Below are 16653 nucleotides of genomic sequence, written 5' to 3'. Positions count from 1 at the left end.
GGCCGAGCCCCTTTTCCTTCCGGTCAGTGGTTCAGCTCGTCCACCTTCTCGGGTTGGCGGGTCACCACCGGAGCGTGGCCGGCCCGGTCCACAGTGGCCTGGCGGCTCTCCGCACGGGCCACCCGCAGCTGGTGGAAGCCGACGGCGATGAGACCCAGGCCGAGCACGACCATGACGCCGACGACCGGCCAGTGCAGCGCCTCGGGGACGAGGCGGGCCACGAACCAGGAGTCGCGGTCGGGGTCGCTGTATTTCAGGAAGGCCGGAACGACGCCCTGTGCGACCAGCGGGACCCAGCAGACGGTGAAGCACACGTAGATGACGGCGCGTCGAGCCGGCGACGCCTTGTCGATGCCGAGGCGGCTCTCGCCGAGATCCACCCCGCCGAGGGAGGCGGTGATCTGGTCCCAGTCGACGTCGCCACTGAGGTTGCTCTTGCGGGAGGTGGAGGCCCGCATGGTGGCGAGCAGGTCGGGGCCGGTCGCTTCCAGGTGCTTGGCGGCCAGATCGCCGAGCAGCCAGGCCAGCAGGATGCCGGTGACCAGGCCGACCCCGGCGCCCGCCCACTCCGGGCCGTAACGGACGGCGAGATAGGCGGGGGCCGCGGTGGCGGCGACCAGCACCAGCATGAGCAGCACCTGGGTGAAGTCGGTGCCGTTCTCCAGGAGGTTGCCGCTGCGCTTGTGCGGGTCGGTCATCGGCACCGGGCGCAGCACCGAGATCAGCACGATGACGCCGGCGCCGCCGCCGATGAGGGCCGGCACCAGGGCGGCCAGCCACGGCCAGGCCCACGTCTGCCCACTGAGCACCGTCGGCACGACGCTGAGAACCACGACCGCGGGGGCGGTCAGCACCAACCAGGCGAGCTGACGACCGCGGACGTCCTTGCGGGCGGCCCCGGGGGTGAGCACTGTCTGCCAGATCACCGTGCCGTCCTCGCCGTACAGGTTGGCGGAGATGGCCGCGGCCCAGATGCCGAACGCGACACCGATGAACGGCACGAAGATCGGCAGGTCGACCAGGAGCGGCAGCAGGCAGAACGCCAGCGCGTAGACCAGGGAGAAGACCAGGTAGTGAAAGCGCATCAGGTCCCGGGACGCGGTGCGCAGCTCACGACCGACGACGGCTCGCACGCCGCCACCGCGGATCTGCTGCGCGGCGGTGCGGCCACGGGCCGGGCGGCCGCTTGCGCCCCGGTGGCTGAGCCGGCGGACCAGCAGCGCGGACCAACCGAGCATGGCCAGCACGCTGAGTACGGCGAGACCGGCCGGCGCGGCGAGGGCGAGCAGCCAGTCACCACGGCCGGCGGCCTCCACCGCGACGATGCCCCAGCCGGACGGCAGGCGGCGCACCCAGTCCGCCAGGTTCTCCGGGAAACCGGCGGTGAGGGCGTGCTGGATGGTGGGTTTGAGCACCCACCCGGTGTGCGTGAGCGCCAGGATGCCGCCGCTGATCACGGCGGCCAGGACCGCACCGATCTTGGCGCGCATCAGCGTGCTGAGCGCGGCGGTGACGAACCGGGAGGCGAGCACCACGAACAGCAGTTGGAGGAAGACCACCGGCACCGCGATCAGGGCGGCGGCACCACCGACCGGGAGAGCGACGACGATCAGCGCGGTGAAGGCCACCAGGCTGACCACCGGGGCGACGCCGACGAACGCGACGGCGAGCAGACCGGTGGCGAGCCGGCGCGGCGGGATCGGCAGCAGGGCCAGGTGCTCCGGGCGCAGCGTCTCGTCGCCCCCACCGAACAGCACCGGGCCGAACAGCCAGCCGATCATCCAGATGGCGAACGCCGCGCCGACCAGGTCCAGCGGCAGGCCGTCGACCGGCCAGTCGTGCAGGGCCAGCCAGATCGTGCCGCCGGCGAGGACCAGGCCCAGCACGCCGCCACCGATCATGTCGGCGGCACGCTGCCCGGTCATCGAGTGCCGCAGAACGGCCAGCTTCATCCGGATCAGGATGCCAACCATGACAGCTCCCCCGCGCTCACCGGCTGGCCGCCGACCAGGTCGACGAACCGGTTCTCCAGGGAGCTGCCGCCGCGGACCTCGTCGAGCGGGCCGGAGGCGACCACCCGGCCGTCGGTGACGACCGCGACGTGGTCGCAGAGCTGCTCGACGACCGGCATGACGTGACTGGAGAAGACCACCGAGCCGCCGGCGGCGACGAAGCGCTGGAGGATCACCTTGATCGTCGCCGCCGAGACGGGGTCGACGGCCTCCAGAGGCTCGTCGAGCACCAGCAGCTTCGGTGCGTGCAGCAGGGCCGTGGCCAGGCCGATCTTCTTGCGCATGCCGGTCGAGTATTCGAGGACCAGGGTGCTGTCGGCCCGGTCGAGTTCGAGGACCTCCAGCAGCTCCTGGCTGCGCTTGGCGACCGCCTCGGGCTCCATGCCCCGCAGCAGACCCAGGTAGCTGAGCACCTCCCGGCCGGTGAGCCGCTCGGGCATGCCGAGGCCGTCGGGCAGGACGCCGATCAGTTCCTTGGCTCGGACCGGGTCGGCCCAGACGTCCACGCCGAAGATCTCGGCGCGACCGCTGTCGGGGCGCAGCAGCCCGACCGCCATGGACAGCGATGTGGTCTTGCCGGCCCCGTTGGGACCGACCAGCCCGAAGAACGAGCCGCCCGGAACCTCCAGATCGACGTGATCGACGGCACGCTTGTCACCGAATGCCTTGGACAGCCCGATGAGCCGCAGAGCCGGCGTGGGTGTCGGGGTTGTCACTGGTACCTCCGGAAGTCTCGGACTGGTCGGCCGCCTTGCCGTCAGCCTGCCGTCAGGCGATCCACAATGGTCTCCAGTATGTCCGTCTGGTGGTTGTTCAGGTAGAAGTGACCACCCCTATAAACTTTCATGGCGTAGGGGCCGGTCGTGTGCGTCCGCCAGGAGTCGGCCTCGTCCACGGTGACCTTCGGGTCCGAATCGCCGGTCATCACCGTGATCGGGCAGGACAGCGGCGGGCCGGGTCGGTACACATAGGTCTCCGCGGCCTTGTAGTCGTTGCGGATCGCCCCGATGATCATGCGGATCAGCTCGTCGTCGTCGAGCAGCTTGCCCTCGGTGCCGTTGAGCCGGCGCATCTCCGCGATCAGGCCGTTGTCACCCAGCTGGTGGATGTGCTCGTCGCGGTGCCGCGAGGGCGCACGCCGCCCGGAGGCGAACAGGTGCTTCAGGACGATGCCGTCCTCCTCGAGGAGCCGGGCCACCTCGAAGGCGACCGAGGCGCCCATGCTGTGGCCGAACAGGGCGATCGGGCGGTCGGCGAGCGTGGCGACCTGCTCGGCGACCCTGGCGGCCAGGCCGTGAACGGTGTCGATGCAGGGCTCGGCGCGACGGTCCTGCCGGCCGGGGTACTGCACCGCGAACACCTCGACGCCGGTCAGGGCGCGCGAGACCGGGTGATAGTAACTGGCCGAGCCGCCGGCGTGCGGTAGGCAGACCAGACGCACCGGCGCGTCCGGCTTCGGGTGGAACCGGCGCAGCCACAGGCTGGTGTCGACAGTGCTGGTCGTCGTGATGGTCATGTCGGGTCTCCGTTCACGAAAGTCAGGTCAGAGGGTCGCGGTCAGCCAGTCGTGCACTGTCTGCGCGGTGCGGTCGACCTGGTCGCCGACCATGGTGAAGTGGTTGCCGGTGGCGTCGGCCACGGTGTGCGGGTGCTGCCAGGACGGCCGCCAGTCGCGGTCGTCCGGCACCGTGCCGAGGGGCTCACCGGCGCGGACCAGCAGGGTCGGTGCGCTGGTGGGCAGCGGCTCGAAGTCGCCGTAGTGACGCACGTACGACGCCCAGGCGAGATACCGCTGATCGGCCACGCCGGCGTCGTCCAGGTCCAGGCCGTCGAGCAGTTCGGGTATCCACCGGCCGAGCACCGCGTCGGCCGGCGGGTAGGAGTCGAGCAGCACCACGGCGGTCGGACCGACGCCCTCGGCCTCCAGCTCGGCGGCGAGGGCGTTGGCGACCAGGCCGCCGGCCGAGTGTCCGAGCAGGATGAACGGCTCGGCGCCGACGTCCGCGCGGATCGCTCGGACCTGGAGGCGCAGCGCGGCGGCCAGGTCGGCGGGGGCCGGCTCGTCCTCCTGGTAACCGGGGTTGACCAGGGCGGAGATCTGGTACCGGCCGCGCAGGGCGCCGGCCAGCCGGGCGTACTCCTGCGGCCCGGCCATCAGCGAGGTGGTGCAGCAGGCGATGATCCGTGGGCCGCCGCCGTCCTCGGCCAGGCGCGCCAGAGCGGGTACGGCCACCCGCCCCTCGTCCACGTCGGCTGCGGTGAAGCTCGGCCGGTACCCGGCCAGACGCATCAGCAGTGTCGTGAACTCGTGCAGGTCGTCGCGGTGCCGCGCCTGCCGGAACATCACGTCCAGCGTGGGGGCGGGCGAGGCCGCCGTCGTCCCGGCCATCTCCGCCATCAGGTGCCGGGCCAGCCGGTCCGGGTCCTGGTGTGCGAAGAGCAGACCGGGGGCCAGGGTGAGACCGGTGGCGGCGCTGAGACGGTGGCGGATCTCCTGCGCGATCACCGAGTCGACGCCGAGTTCGAGGAAGTCTCGCCCGGGCCGGATGGACTCGATGCCGGAGTAGCCGAGCATCTCGGCGGTCTCCTGCCGGATGAGGTCGCGGACCTCCTCGAACGCGGAGTCCCGCGACAGGACCGGCGCCGACGAGACGGCCGGCGGCTGCTCGGCGGGTGCCGCGGCGGTCGGCATGGCGACCGGCTCCAGCGCCGGCCAGTAGTGCTGCCGCTGGAACGGGTAGGTGGGCAGGTCGACCCGTGTGGTCCCGGGCAGCAGCGCCGCCCAGTCCAGTCGTACGCCCCGGCAGTGCAGTCGGGCGAGCGCGGTGACCAGGGCCTCGACCCCGTCGCGTGACTGGGCGGCGACGAACAGCGGGGCGTTGTCCCGGTCGGCGCCCTCGACGCAGTCGGCGCCCAGTGGGGTGAGCACCGCGTCCGGGCCGATCTCCAGGTAGGCGCTGACGCCCCGCTCGTGCAGAGCCCGGATGCCGTCCGCGAAGCGCACGGTGGCGCGGATCTGGTCCACCCAGTAGTCGGTGCCGAACTCGGCGACGTCGCCGGTGACCGTGGAGATGACCGGGATGCGGGCGGGCGCGTGGGTCAGCCCGCCGATGGCCTGGGCGAAGTCCGCGGTCATCGGCGCCATCAGCGGCGAGTGCAGAGCGTGACCCACGTCCAGCGTCCGGGTCTTGCCGAACCGGGCGACGACCTGCTCGACAGCCTCCGCCGCGCCGGCCACCACCACCAACTTCGGCCCGTTCGCCGCGGCGACGGACACCACCGCCTCGTGGCCGGCGAGCGCCTCGCGGACCTCCGACTCAGTCGCCCGGACCGCGACCATCACGCCACCGGCCGGGAGTGCCTGGATGAGCCGCCCCCGTGCCGCGACGAGCGCCGCCGCGTCGGGCAGCGACAGCACCCCGGCCACGTGCGCCGCCGCGATCTCCCCGGTGGAGTGGCCGATGAGCTGATCCGGGACCACTCCGAACGATGTGACCAGGCGGTACAGCGCGACCTCGACGGCGAACAGCGCCGCCTGGGCGTACCCGGTCCGCTCCAGCGCCGCATCGTCGTCGAGGATCACCTCCCGGATCGGCCGGTCCAGATGGACGTCGAGTTCGGCGCACACCGCGTCGAACGCCTCGGCGTACACCGGGAAGGTGGCGTACAGGTCCCGGCCCGTACCGGCCCGCTGGGCGCCCTGACCGGAGAAGACGAAGGCCACCTGCGGCCGGGCGGTCGCGAGGTCGCCCGGGTCGGTCCCGTCGGCGATCCGGGTCAGCGCAGCGGTCAGGCTGTCCGTTCCGGTGCCGACCGCCACCGCCCGGTACTCGAAGTGCGACCGGGTGACAGCGAGCGAGCCGGCCACGTCGGCCGGGTCCAGGCCGGGGTGCTCCCTCAGGTGGTCGAGCAGTTGCGCCGCCTGGGCCCGGAGCCCGGCGGGCTCGCGGGCCGACACCGGCCAGGCCAGGACGTCGTGCGTCGCACGGGTCCCCGGGGTGGCGAGCCGGTCCTCTTCCTCCGCGGGCTGTTCGAGGATCACGTGGGCGTTGGTGCCGCTGACCCCGAACGAGGAGACGGCGGCGCGACGCGGCCGACCCGTGGCGGGCCACGGGCGCGCCGAGGTGAGCAGTTCGACGGCGCCGGCGGACCAGTCCACCTGCGGGGTGGGCCGATCGACGTGCAGGGTGGCCGGCAGCACGCCGTGGCGCATCGCCTGGACCATCTTGATGATGCCGGTGACCCCGGCGGCGGCCTGGGTGTGGCCGATGTTGGACTTGATCGAGCCGAGCCACACCGGCTGGTCGGCCGGACGGTCCTGACCGTAGGTGGCCAGCAGCGCCTGCGCCTCGATCGGGTCACCGAGCCGGGTGCCGGTGCCGTGCGCCTCCACCACGTCGACGTCGGCCGCGGTGAGCCGGGCGTTGGCCAGCGCGGTCCGGATCACCCGCTGCTGGGCGGGGCCGTTCGGGGCGGTCAGGCCACTGGACGCGCCGTCCTGGTTGACAGCGCTGCCGCGCAGCACGGCGAGCACCGGATGGCCGTTGCGGCGGGCGTCGGACAGCCGTTCCAGCAGCACCATCGCGGCGCCCTCGCCCCAACCGGTGCCGTCGGCGGCGGCGGCGAACGACTTGCAGCGGCCGTTGGTGGCGAGCCCACCCTGCCGGGAGAACTCGACGAACACCGATGGGGTGGCCATCACCGCGACGCCACCGGCCAGGGCCAGACTGCACTCGCCGTCGCGCAGGGACTGGGCGGCGAGATGCACTGCGACCAGCGACGACGAGCAGGCGGTGTCCACTGTGAGCGCCGGCCCCTCCAGGCCGAACGTGTACGAGATCCGCCCGGAGACCACGCTCGCCGAGTTGCCGGTGCCGAGGTGCCCGTCGAAGCCCTGCGCCAGGGCGGCGACCAGCACGCCGGTGTAGTCCTGGTTGTTGGTGCCGGCGAAGACGCCGGTGCGGCTGCCCCGGGCGGTGGCCCGGTCGATTCCGGCCCGCTCGAAGGTCTCCCACGCGGTCTCCAGGAGCAGCCGCTGCTGCGGGTCCATGGCGATCGCCTCGCGCGGCGAGATACCGAAGAAGCCGGGATCGAAGTCACCCGCGTCGTAGAGGAACGCGCCGGCGCCGGCGGTGCTGAGCTCGGACAGGGCACCCAGGTCCCAGCCCCGGTCGGGCGGGAACTCGCCGATCGCGTCCCGCCCGTCGGTCACCAGGTCCCAGAGCTGCTCGGGGCCGCGGATCCCGCCGGGCAGCCGGCAGCCCATCGAGACGATCGCGATCGGCTCGGGCGCGGGCGGGGCCGCCGGGACGGCGGTGCGCTGCTTCAGCCGCTTGTTGTCGGCGAGCGCCGCACGCAGCGCCGCCACCACCTCGTCGTAACTCGTGGCCATCGTTTACTCCCCGTCAGCTCTCGGTGCCGTCGAGGGCGAGGCGGACCAGCTCGCTGACGTCGAGCTCGGCCAGGTCCTCACCGTCGTCATCGGTGGCCGGCGGCGCATCCGGCGCCTCCGGCCCGGTCTGTGCCAGGCCGAGCAGGGTGTCCAGCAGGCCGGCCGCGCGCAACCGCTCCACCGGGATCCGGGACAGGACCTGTCGGACCTGCTGCTCCTCCGGGTCCCCGCCCGCCTCCGGGCCGGCCAACTGGTCGAGGACGTGCTCGGCCAGGACCAGCGGTGACGGGTAGTCGAAGATCAGCGTCGCGGGCAACGGCAGGCCGAGTTCGGCGGAGAGCGCGTTGCGCAGCTCGACCCCGGTCAGCGAGTCGAAGCCGAGTTCCAGGAACCCGCGGTCGACGTCGACGCCGCCGGGGGCGGTGTGCCCCAGCACGGTGGCCGCGTTCTTGCGGATCAGGTCGAGCACGACCCGTTCCCGCTCGGCTGCCGGCAGGCCGGTCAGACTGCGGCGCAACGCGTCGGCGTCGGCCGCGCTCTCGGCGCCCGGCGCGGCGGCGGTGAGCGCCGCCCGCGCCTCGTCGATCTCGTCCAGCAGCCGGCCGGAGCGGACCGCCTGGAACGGCAACGCGAACCGGGCCCAGTCGACGTCGGCGACGGCGAGCGCCACCTCGCGGTCGTCGACGGCGGCGGCCAGCGCCTCGATCGCCGACTCCGGGTTCATCACCGGCAGGCCACGGCGGCGCAACTGCTCCTGGGCTGGCCCTTCGGCCATGCCACCGTCGCCCCACGGACCCCAGGCCACTGCGGTACCGGCGAGGCCGCGACCCCGCCGGGCCTCGGCGAGGGCATCGAGGTACGCGTTGGCGGCCGCGTACGCACCCTGGCCGCCGCTGCCCCAGATCCCCGCGATCGAGGAGAAGAGCACGAACGCGTCGAGCGGCCGTTCGCCGAGCAGCGCGTCCAGGTGCACCGCACCGGCGATCTTGGCGCGGACCACGGAGGCGAACTCGTCCAGATCGGTGTCCCGCAGCGATCCGGGGGTGCCGATGCCGGCGGCGTGCACCACAGCGGTCAGCGGCAGGTCGGCGGGGACGCGGTCGAGCACCCCGGCCAGCGCGTCCCGGTCGGCGACGTCACAGGCCTCGACGGTGACCCGGGCGCCGAGCGCGGTCAGCTCGCCGGTCAGGTCGGCCACCCCGGGTGCGTCGGCGCCCCGGCGGCTGAGCAGGAGCAGGTGCTCGGCTCCTCGTTCGGCGAGCAGGCGCGCGACCCGCCCGCCGAGCGCTCCGGTGCCACCGGTGATCAGGACCGTGCCACGCGGGCGCCACTGCGGGCCCGGTGTCGTGCTGCGCGGGTGGCGGACCAGTCGGCGACCGAAGATCGCCGAGGCGCGGACCGCCACCTGGTCCTCACCGCCTCCGGCGCCGGCACCAGCGAGCACGGCGCAGAGCCGTGAGCCGGCGCGGTCGTCGAGCAGGGGTGGCAGGTCGACCAGACCGGCCCACAGCCGGGGCTGTTCCAGGGCGGCGACCCGGCCGAGGCCCCAGACCTGCGCCTGGGCGGGCGCGGCGACCCGCTCCGAGCCGCCGATCGCGACGGCGCCGCGGGTCACGCTCCACACCGGAGCGGTGGCGCCGAGCTGGTCGAGGGCCTGGACCAGCGTCACCGTGCCGGCGACGCCCCTGGTGAGGATCGGGTGCGTGGGGTGCGGCTCCTGGTCGAGGGCGAGCAGGGACAGGATGCCCTGCACCGGGCCGTGTTCGTCGAGGGCCGCGCCGAGCCGCGCGGCGGTGCCGGCCCGGGTCAGGTCGGCCGGCGTCAGCGTGACGGTTCCGGTCGCCGCGCCGTGTCGGCGCAGCACGGCGGCGAGTTCCGCCGTGGGGTGCTCCGGGGTGCTGACCAGCAGCCAGGTGCCGGTCAGGGTGGGCGTCCCGGTCGAGGACAGGGGCCGCCAGCGTACGCCGTAGCGCCACCCGTCGATCGTGGAGCTGCGCCGGGCCTGCCGCCGCCAGTCGGAGAGTGCCCGGACGACCGCCGGAAGGGTGGCGTCCGGCGGCAGGGCGAGTTCGGCGCCGATGCCGTCGAGGTCCGCGCGCTCGATGCGGTCCCACAGGTGCTCGTCGTTGTCGGCGGTGGGCCGGGCCCAGGAGACCGTACCGGGCCAGTAGTGCTGCCGTTGGAACGCGTAGGTGGGCAGGTCGACCCGACGCGCTCCGGGGTGCAGAGCGGCCCAGTCCACCGCGACGCCCCGGACGTGAAGCTGGGCGAGCGCGGTGCGCAGGGCGGTGGGCTGGTCCCGGTCGACGCGTTGCACCGGCACGAAGACCGCGTCGGTCACGCAGTCCGCGCCCATCGCCGACAGCACACCGTCCGGGCCGATCTCCACGAACGTGGCGACACCCAGGCCTTCCAGGGTGGCGATGCCGTCGGCGAAGCGAACCGCCTCCCGCACGTGCCGCACCCAGTACGCCGCGTCCTGCGTCTCACCAACCTGCCCCGTCACGTTCGAGACGACCGGAATCCGCGGAGACGCGTAGGTCAACGTCTCCGCAACCTGTGCGAACTCCACCAGCATCGGCTCCATCAACACCGAGTGGAACGCGTGGCTCACCGTGAGCCGCTTCGACTTCTCGAACTGGGCGGCCACGGATGCCACCTCGTCGGCGGCACCGGACAGCACCACGGAGCGAGGACCATTGACCGCCGCCACGGACACCCCGTCGACCAACAGCGGCAGCACCTCCGCCTCGGTGGCCCGCACCGCGACCATCACGCCACCGGCGGGCAACGCCTGCATCAGGCGACCCCGCGCGGCAACCAGCTTCGCCGCGTCGGCCAGCGACAACACCCCGGCGACATGCGCGGCGGCGATCTCACCGATCGAGTGCCCCACCAGATAGTCGGGGGTGGCACCCACCAGGCGGTACAGCGCGACCTCGACAGCGAACAACGCGGCCTGCGTGTAGACCGTCTGGTCCAGCTCACCGCCGTCGGCGATCACCGCACGCAGCGGCCGGTCCAGATGCAGATCCAGCTCGGCGCAGGCCGCGTCGAACGCCTCGGCGAACACGGGGTACGTGGCGGCGAGTTCCAGGCCCATGCCCGGGCGCTGCGACCCCTGCCCGGAGAACACGAACGCCGTCCTGCCCCGCACCACCGAACCGGTGATCGGAGCCGGTGATCCGGCGGCCACCGCCGCCAGCTCGGCACGGCCGAACACCGCGGCCCGGTGCCGGTGCTGGGTACGGGTGGTGGCGAGGGAGAAACCGACGTCGTACGGGTCCAGCCCCGGGTGCTCGTCCAGGTGGCCGAGCAACCGCCCGGCCTGGTCGCGCAACCCCTCCTCGGTCCGCGAGCTGAGCAGCCACGTGGCGGGGCGCTGCGGGTTCGTGACGGGGGCGGCGGTCGCCGGGGCCGGGTCGCCCTCCAGCACGACGTGGGCGTTGGTGCCGCTGATGCCGAACGACGACACGGCGGCCCGGCGCGGCCCGGCACCCTCCCACGGCAGGGACCGGTCGAGCAGCGCTACCGCACCGGACTCCCAGTCCACCTCGGCGCTCGGCTGGTCCACGTGCAGCGTCCGGGGCAGCACCCCGTACCGCATCGCCTGGATCACCTTGATCACACCGGCGACACCGGCTGCGGCCTGGGTGTGGCCGATGTTCGACTTGATCGAGCCGAGCCGCAGCGGGCGGTCCGCCGGTCGGTGCTGCCCGTACGTGGCGAGCAGCGCCTGGGCCTCGATCGGATCGCCGAGCCGGGTGCCGGTGCCGTGCGCCTCCACCAGGTCCACCTCGGAGGGTCGCAGGCCCGCGTCGGCGAGCGCAGCCCGGATCACCCGTTGCTGGGCGGGGCCATTGGGGGCGGTCAACCCGTTCGACGCGCCGTCCTGGTTGATCGCGCTACCGCGTACCGTGGCGAGGATCTGGTGACCCGCGGCCAGCGCCGCGGATCGGCGCTCAAGCAGCAGCATGCCCGCGCCCTCGCCCCAGCCGGTGCCGTCGGCGCCGTCGGCGAACGCCTTGCAGCGGCCGTCGGCGGCGAGCCCGCGCTGGCGGCTGAACTCGACGAACCGGCCCGGGGTGGCCATCACCGTGACGCCGCCGGCCAGCGCCTGGCGGCACTCGCCCTGGCGCAGGGACTGGGCGGCGAGGTGCAGCGCGACCAGGGACGACGAGCAGGCGGTGTCGATGGTGACGGCCGGTCCCTCCAGACCGAGCGCGTAGGAGATCCGGCCGGACGCGACACTGCCGGCGTTGCCGGTCATGGTGTGCCCCTCGACGCCCTCCGTGGAGCCGTAGAGCAGCGCGCCGTAGTCCTGGCCGTTCGAGCCGACGAAGACGCCGACCTGCTCGCCGCGGGCGGTCGACGGGTCGATGCCGGCGTGCTCGAAGGCCTCCCAGGCGGTCTCCAGCAGGAGCCGCTGCTGCGGGTCCATGGCCAGGGCCTCACGCGGGGAGATGCCGAAGAACTCGGGATCGAACGCGGCGGCGCCGTAGAGGAAGCCGCCCTCGCGCACGTAGCTGGTGCCGGCGTTGTCCGGGTCGGCGTCGTAGACGCTGTCGACGTCCCAGCCGCGGTCGGCGGGGAACGTGGAGATCGCGTCCACCTCGTCGTGCACGAGCTGCCACAGCTGGTCGGGGTTGTCCGCGCCGCCGGGGAAGCGGCACGACATGCCCACCACGACGATCGGGTCGTCCTGGTCGGCGGCGGTGGAGGCGTCCGGGCCGGCATCCGGCTCGGCGTCACCGTCGGTCCCTCCGGCGAGCAGACCGCCGAGGTGGGAGCCGAGGGCGAGGGCGGTCGGATGGTCGAAGATCAGGGTGGCGGGCAGCCGCAGGCCGATGGCCGCGCCGAGCGCGTTGCGCAGTTCGACAGCGGTGAGCGAGTCGAACCCGAGGTCACGGAAGGCGCGCTCCGGTTCCACGCCGTCCGCGCCGGAGTGGCCGAGGACCGCCGCGGCGTGCCCGCGGACCAGCTCGACCAGGGCTGCGGAGCGGTCCCGGGCGGTCATCGACAGCAGCCGCCGGGTCAGATCGCCGGACGGGTCGGTGCCGGTGCTCCCGGCGGCTTCCCAGAGGGTGGCGAGGGTGGGGTTGGGGCGTACCGCGGTGAAGGTGGGGGCGAACCGCTCCCAGTCCACGTCGGTCAGGGCGAGGGCCGGCTCACCGGCGCCGATCGCGCTGGCGAGGCCGGTGAGGGCCAGCGCCGGGTCCATCGCGCCCAGGCCGCCCCGGCTGAGCCGCTCCCGGCGTACGGCTTCCTCGGCGAGGCCTCCGTCGCCCCAGCGGCCCCAGGCGATCGAGGTGGCCGGCAGGCCGGCGGTGGCCCGCTGCTCGGCCAGGGCGTCGAGGTACGCGTTCGCGGCGGCGTACGCGCCCTGCCCGGCGTTGCCGAGGGTGCCGGACAGCGACGAGAACAGCACGAACGCGGTGAGGTCCCGGTCCCGGGTGAGGTCGTGCAGGTGCTGGGCGGCGACGGCCTTCGGGGCGAGCACCCGCTCGATCCGGTCCCGGTCGAGGCTGCCGAGCGTGCCGTCGTCCAGGACGGCGGCGGTGTGGAAGACGGAGGTCAGGTCCGGCAGGCCGTCGATCAGGGTGCGCAGGGCGTCCCGGTCGACGATGTCGCAGGCGGTGATGGTGACGCGGGCGCCGGCCTGCTCCAACTCGGCGCGCAGGTCGTCGGCGCCGGGGGCGTCCGGGCCTCGGCGGCTGGTGAGCACCAGGTGTTCGGCGCCGTTGCGGGCCAGCCAGCGGGCCGTGTGCGCGCCGATCGCGCCGGTGCCGCCGGTGACCAGTGCGGTGCCCGACGGCGACCACCCGGGGGTGGCGCCCTGCGGGGCGCGGGTCAGCCGGCGGGTGTAGAGGCCCGAGGCGCGGACGGCGAACTGGTCCTCGTCGTCGCCGGCGGTGAGTGCCGCGACGAGCCGGGCGGCCGACCGGGGGTCGGGCTGCGCCGGCAGGTCGATCAGGCCACCCCAGCGGTGCGGCTCTTCCAGTGCGACGACCCGGCCGAAGCCCCAGAGCGCTGCCTGCGTGGGTGCCGGGGCGGCGTCGGAACGGCCGACCCGGACTCCGGAGCGGGTGGCGAGCCAGAGCGGGGCGGTGACGCCCGCGTCCGCGAGACCGTGCAGCACTGTGGACGCGTCGTGCACCGCGCCAGCGGCCTCGGCGGCGGGCAGGGAGAACAGGGACAGCACTCCGTCGACGGGTGTCGCGCCGATGGAGGCGTTGACCGCGTCGGTGAGGGCGCTCCGGTCGATCGGGCCGGGAGCGATGGCCACCGGTACGACCCGGGCGCCGGCCTGCGCGAGGGCGTCCTCGGCGGCGTCCGACCAGGGTTCGCCGGTTGGGCGCAGGACCAGCCAGGTGCCGGTGAGGGTGTTCTCGGTCGGGGTGGTCCTGCTCTGCCAGGTGACCCGGTACCGCCAGTCGTCGAGGGTGTGGTGCTCGCGCTTGCGGCGGCGCCAGGCGGTGAGGGCGGGCAGCAGCTCGCCACCGTCGCCGGTGATGCCCAGCGGGGTGAGGTCACCGTTCTCGACCGCCTGCCAGAACTCGCTGTCCACCGGGTCGGCCGCGCTGATCGCGCTGCCACGGGTGGGCCAGTAACGCTCGTGCTGGAACGGGTACGTCGGCAGGTCCACGACCCGGGTGGCCGCGATGATGGTGCTCCAGTCGACCGGCGCGCCCCGCACCCACGCCTCGGCCAACGACCGTACGACCTGCTGGGGGCCGCCCGCGTCACGGCGCAGCGTGCCGATGGTGGTGGCCTCGATCGCACCGGCCAGCACCGGGTGCGCGCTGACCTCAATGAAGATCCGGTGCCCGGCCGCCTGCGCCGCCTCGACGGCCAGATCGAGGCGCACCGGCTGACGCAGATTGCGATACCAGTAGCCGGCGTCCATCTGACCGCCGTCCTCCACCGTGGAGAACACGGGCACCGCACCGGGCTGAGGTTGCACCCCGTCGAGCAGACGCGCCAGTTCCCCTTCCACGGGCTCGACCAGATCGCAGTGCGAGGCGTAATCCACCTTCACCCGCTTCGCCCGCACCCCGGCCGCCTCCGCAGCAGCCAGGAACGCATCCAGGTCAGCACCCGCCACGGCGACACTGGTCGGACCATTGACCACCGCGACGCTCACACCCTCGGTCAACAACGGGGTGACCACGTCCAGACCGGCGTTGACCGACACCATCCCACCACTGCCCGCAATCGACAGCAGCGCCTTGCTCCGCAACGCCACGACCCTCGCCGCATCGCTGAGCGACAGCACCCCGGCCACACAGGCCGCCGCGATTTCCCCCTGCGAGTGGCCGATCACCGCGTCCGGGGTCACACCCTTGGCCCGCCACACCTCCGCCAGGGACACGTGCACCGCCCACAACACCGGTTGCACCACGTCCACCCGCTCCAACGGATCGTCCGAGCGCAACACCTCCAACAGATTCCAGTCCACGAACGGATCCAAAGCCGCCGCGCACTCCGCGATCCGCGCCGCGAACACCGGCTCCGCATCCAACAGCCCCGCAGCCATGCCGACCCACTGCGAACCCTGACCCGGGAACACGAACACCACGCCCGAGTCCGGGTGGGCCGAACCGGAGACCACCGAAGCCGACGGCAGGCCGTCCCGGAGGGCGGACAGGCCGGCGGAGTGGTCCGGGCCGAGCACGACCGCCCGGTGGCTCAGCACCGACCGGGTGGACAGCAGCGAGTACGCCACCGCGCCCGGATCCGCCGTCACCCGCGACAACCGATCCGCCTGCCCGCGCAGCGCCTCCGGCGCCGCCGCCGACAACAGCCACGGCACATCCGGCGCCGTCCCGACCGGCTCGTCGACCGGCGCGGCCGGTGCCTCCTCGATGATCACGTGGGCGTTCGTGCCGGACACCCCGAACGACGACACCCCGGCCCGGCGGGGACGCTCCCCCGCCGCCCACGGGCGCGGTGCCGTCAGCAGCTCCACCGCACCGTCGGACCAGTCCACCTGCGGCGTCGGCTCGTCCACGTGCAGGGTCCGCGGCAACGTCTCATGACGCAGCGCCTCGACCATCTTGATGATCCCGGCGACGCCGGCGGCGGCCTGTGTGTGCCCGATGTTCGACTTCACCGACCCCAACCACAACGGCTGGTCCGCCGGGCGCTCCCGGCCGTAGGTGGCCAGCAGTGCCTGCGCCTCGATCGGGTCACCCAGCCGGGTGCCGGTCCCGTGCGCCTCCACCACGTCGACGTCCGCCGCCGAGAGCCGGGCGTCGACCAGCGCCGCCTGGATCACCCGCTGCTGCGACGGCCCGTTCGGGGCGGTCAGCCCGTTCGACGCGCCGTCCTGGTTGACAGCGCTGCCGCGTACCACGGCGAGCACCGGATGCCCGTTGCGCTGGGCCTCGGACAGCCGCTCCAACAGCAGCACACCGGCGCCCTCGGCGAAGCCGGTGCCGTCGGCGGCACCGGCGAAGGCCTTGCAACGGCCGTCGGCGGCCAGGCCGCGCTGACGGGAGAAGCCGACGAACAGCGACGGGGTCGCCATCACTGTCACACCGCCGGCCAGCGCGAGCGAGCACTCACCGGCCCGCAGCGCCTGCGCCGCCAGGTGCAGCGCGACCAGCGACGACGAGCAGGCCGTGTCGACGGTGACCGCCGGCCCCTCCAGGCCCAGCGAGTACGACACCCGGCCGGAGATCACCGCACCCGCGTTGCCGGTAGCGAGGTAACCCTCCAGGCCCTCGGACGCACCCATCAGCATCGCCGCGTAGTCCGAGCCGTTGGTGCCCGCGAACACGCCGGTCGGCGACCCGGACAGCGACGCCGGGTCGATGCCGGCCCGCTCGATGGCCTCCCACGACACCTCCAGCAGGAGCCGCTGCGCCGGGTCCATCGCCAGTGCCTCGCGCGGGCTGATGCCGAAGAAGCCGGCGTCGAAGTCACCCGCCCCGCTGAGGAACCCGCCCTCGGCGGCGTACGACGTCCCGGGGTTGTCCGGGTCGGGGTCGAACAGCGCCTCGGTGTCCCAGCCCCGGTCGGCCGGGAACGGCGTGATGCCGTCGCCGTCCGCCGCAACCAGGTTCCACAGTGACTCCGGGGAGTCCACGCCACCGGGGAACCGGCAGCCCACACCGATGATCGCGATCGGTTCGTCGGCGCGTACCTCCAGGTGCCGGATACGCTCCTGGGCGGTTTCCAGGTCGGCGGTGACCCGCTTGAGGAAGTAGCGCAACCGCTCTTCGTTGGCCATCGGTGGTCTCCCCT

4 protein-coding genes and 1 pseudogene are annotated in these 16653 nt (G+C 73.5%); all 5 read right to left on the bottom strand.

The window, feature by feature from the left end:
• Window positions 1–23: 23 nt before the first annotated feature.
• Window positions 24–1973 carry a hypothetical protein gene (locus KBX34_RS07505; protein WP_210924085.1) on the bottom strand — a complete coding sequence of 650 codons (1950 nt, stop codon included), beginning with the start codon at window positions 1971–1973 and terminating at the stop codon, window positions 24–26.
• Complete coding sequence (locus tag KBX34_RS07500) at window positions 1958–2728, bottom strand: ABC transporter ATP-binding protein (RefSeq protein ID WP_210924083.1); 771 nt, start codon at window positions 2726–2728, stop codon at window positions 1958–1960. The genes KBX34_RS07505 and KBX34_RS07500 overlap by 16 nt, the downstream gene beginning before the upstream one ends.
• 41 nt (window positions 2729–2769) lie before the next feature.
• Window positions 2770–3528: a thioesterase II family protein gene (locus tag KBX34_RS07495; protein ID WP_282102593.1), complete on the bottom strand. Its 759-nt coding sequence runs from the start codon at window positions 3526–3528 to the stop codon at window positions 2770–2772.
• Between the two features lie 27 nt (window positions 3529–3555).
• Window positions 3556–7404 (bottom strand): annotated as a pseudogene (locus tag KBX34_RS07490) (type I polyketide synthase); the annotation flags it as partial.
• 13 nt (window positions 7405–7417) lie between these two features.
• The gene (locus KBX34_RS07485; protein ID WP_374223668.1) at window positions 7418–16621 is read right to left on the bottom strand and encodes a type I polyketide synthase; all 9204 of its coding nucleotides are present in this window, start codon (window positions 16619–16621) and stop codon (window positions 7418–7420) included.
• Between the last annotated feature and the right edge of the window lie 32 nt (window positions 16622–16653).

It is taken from the genome of Micromonospora sp. M61 (genome assembly GCF_018070245.1).
Taxonomy (GTDB): domain Bacteria; phylum Actinomycetota; class Actinomycetes; order Mycobacteriales; family Micromonosporaceae; genus Micromonospora; species Micromonospora zamorensis.
This window is presented reverse-complemented; position numbering and strand designations above follow the sequence as displayed.

What these genes read in the sequence shown, in the direction of transcription:
- KBX34_RS07495 (WP_282102593.1), bottom strand. Translation starts at nt 3,528, where the DNA reads ATGACCATCACGACGACCAGCACTGTCGACACCAGCCTGTGGCTGCGC.
- KBX34_RS07505 (WP_210924085.1), bottom strand. Translation starts at nt 1,973, where the DNA reads ATGGTTGGCATCCTGATCCGGATGAAGCTGGCCGTTCTGCGGCACTCG.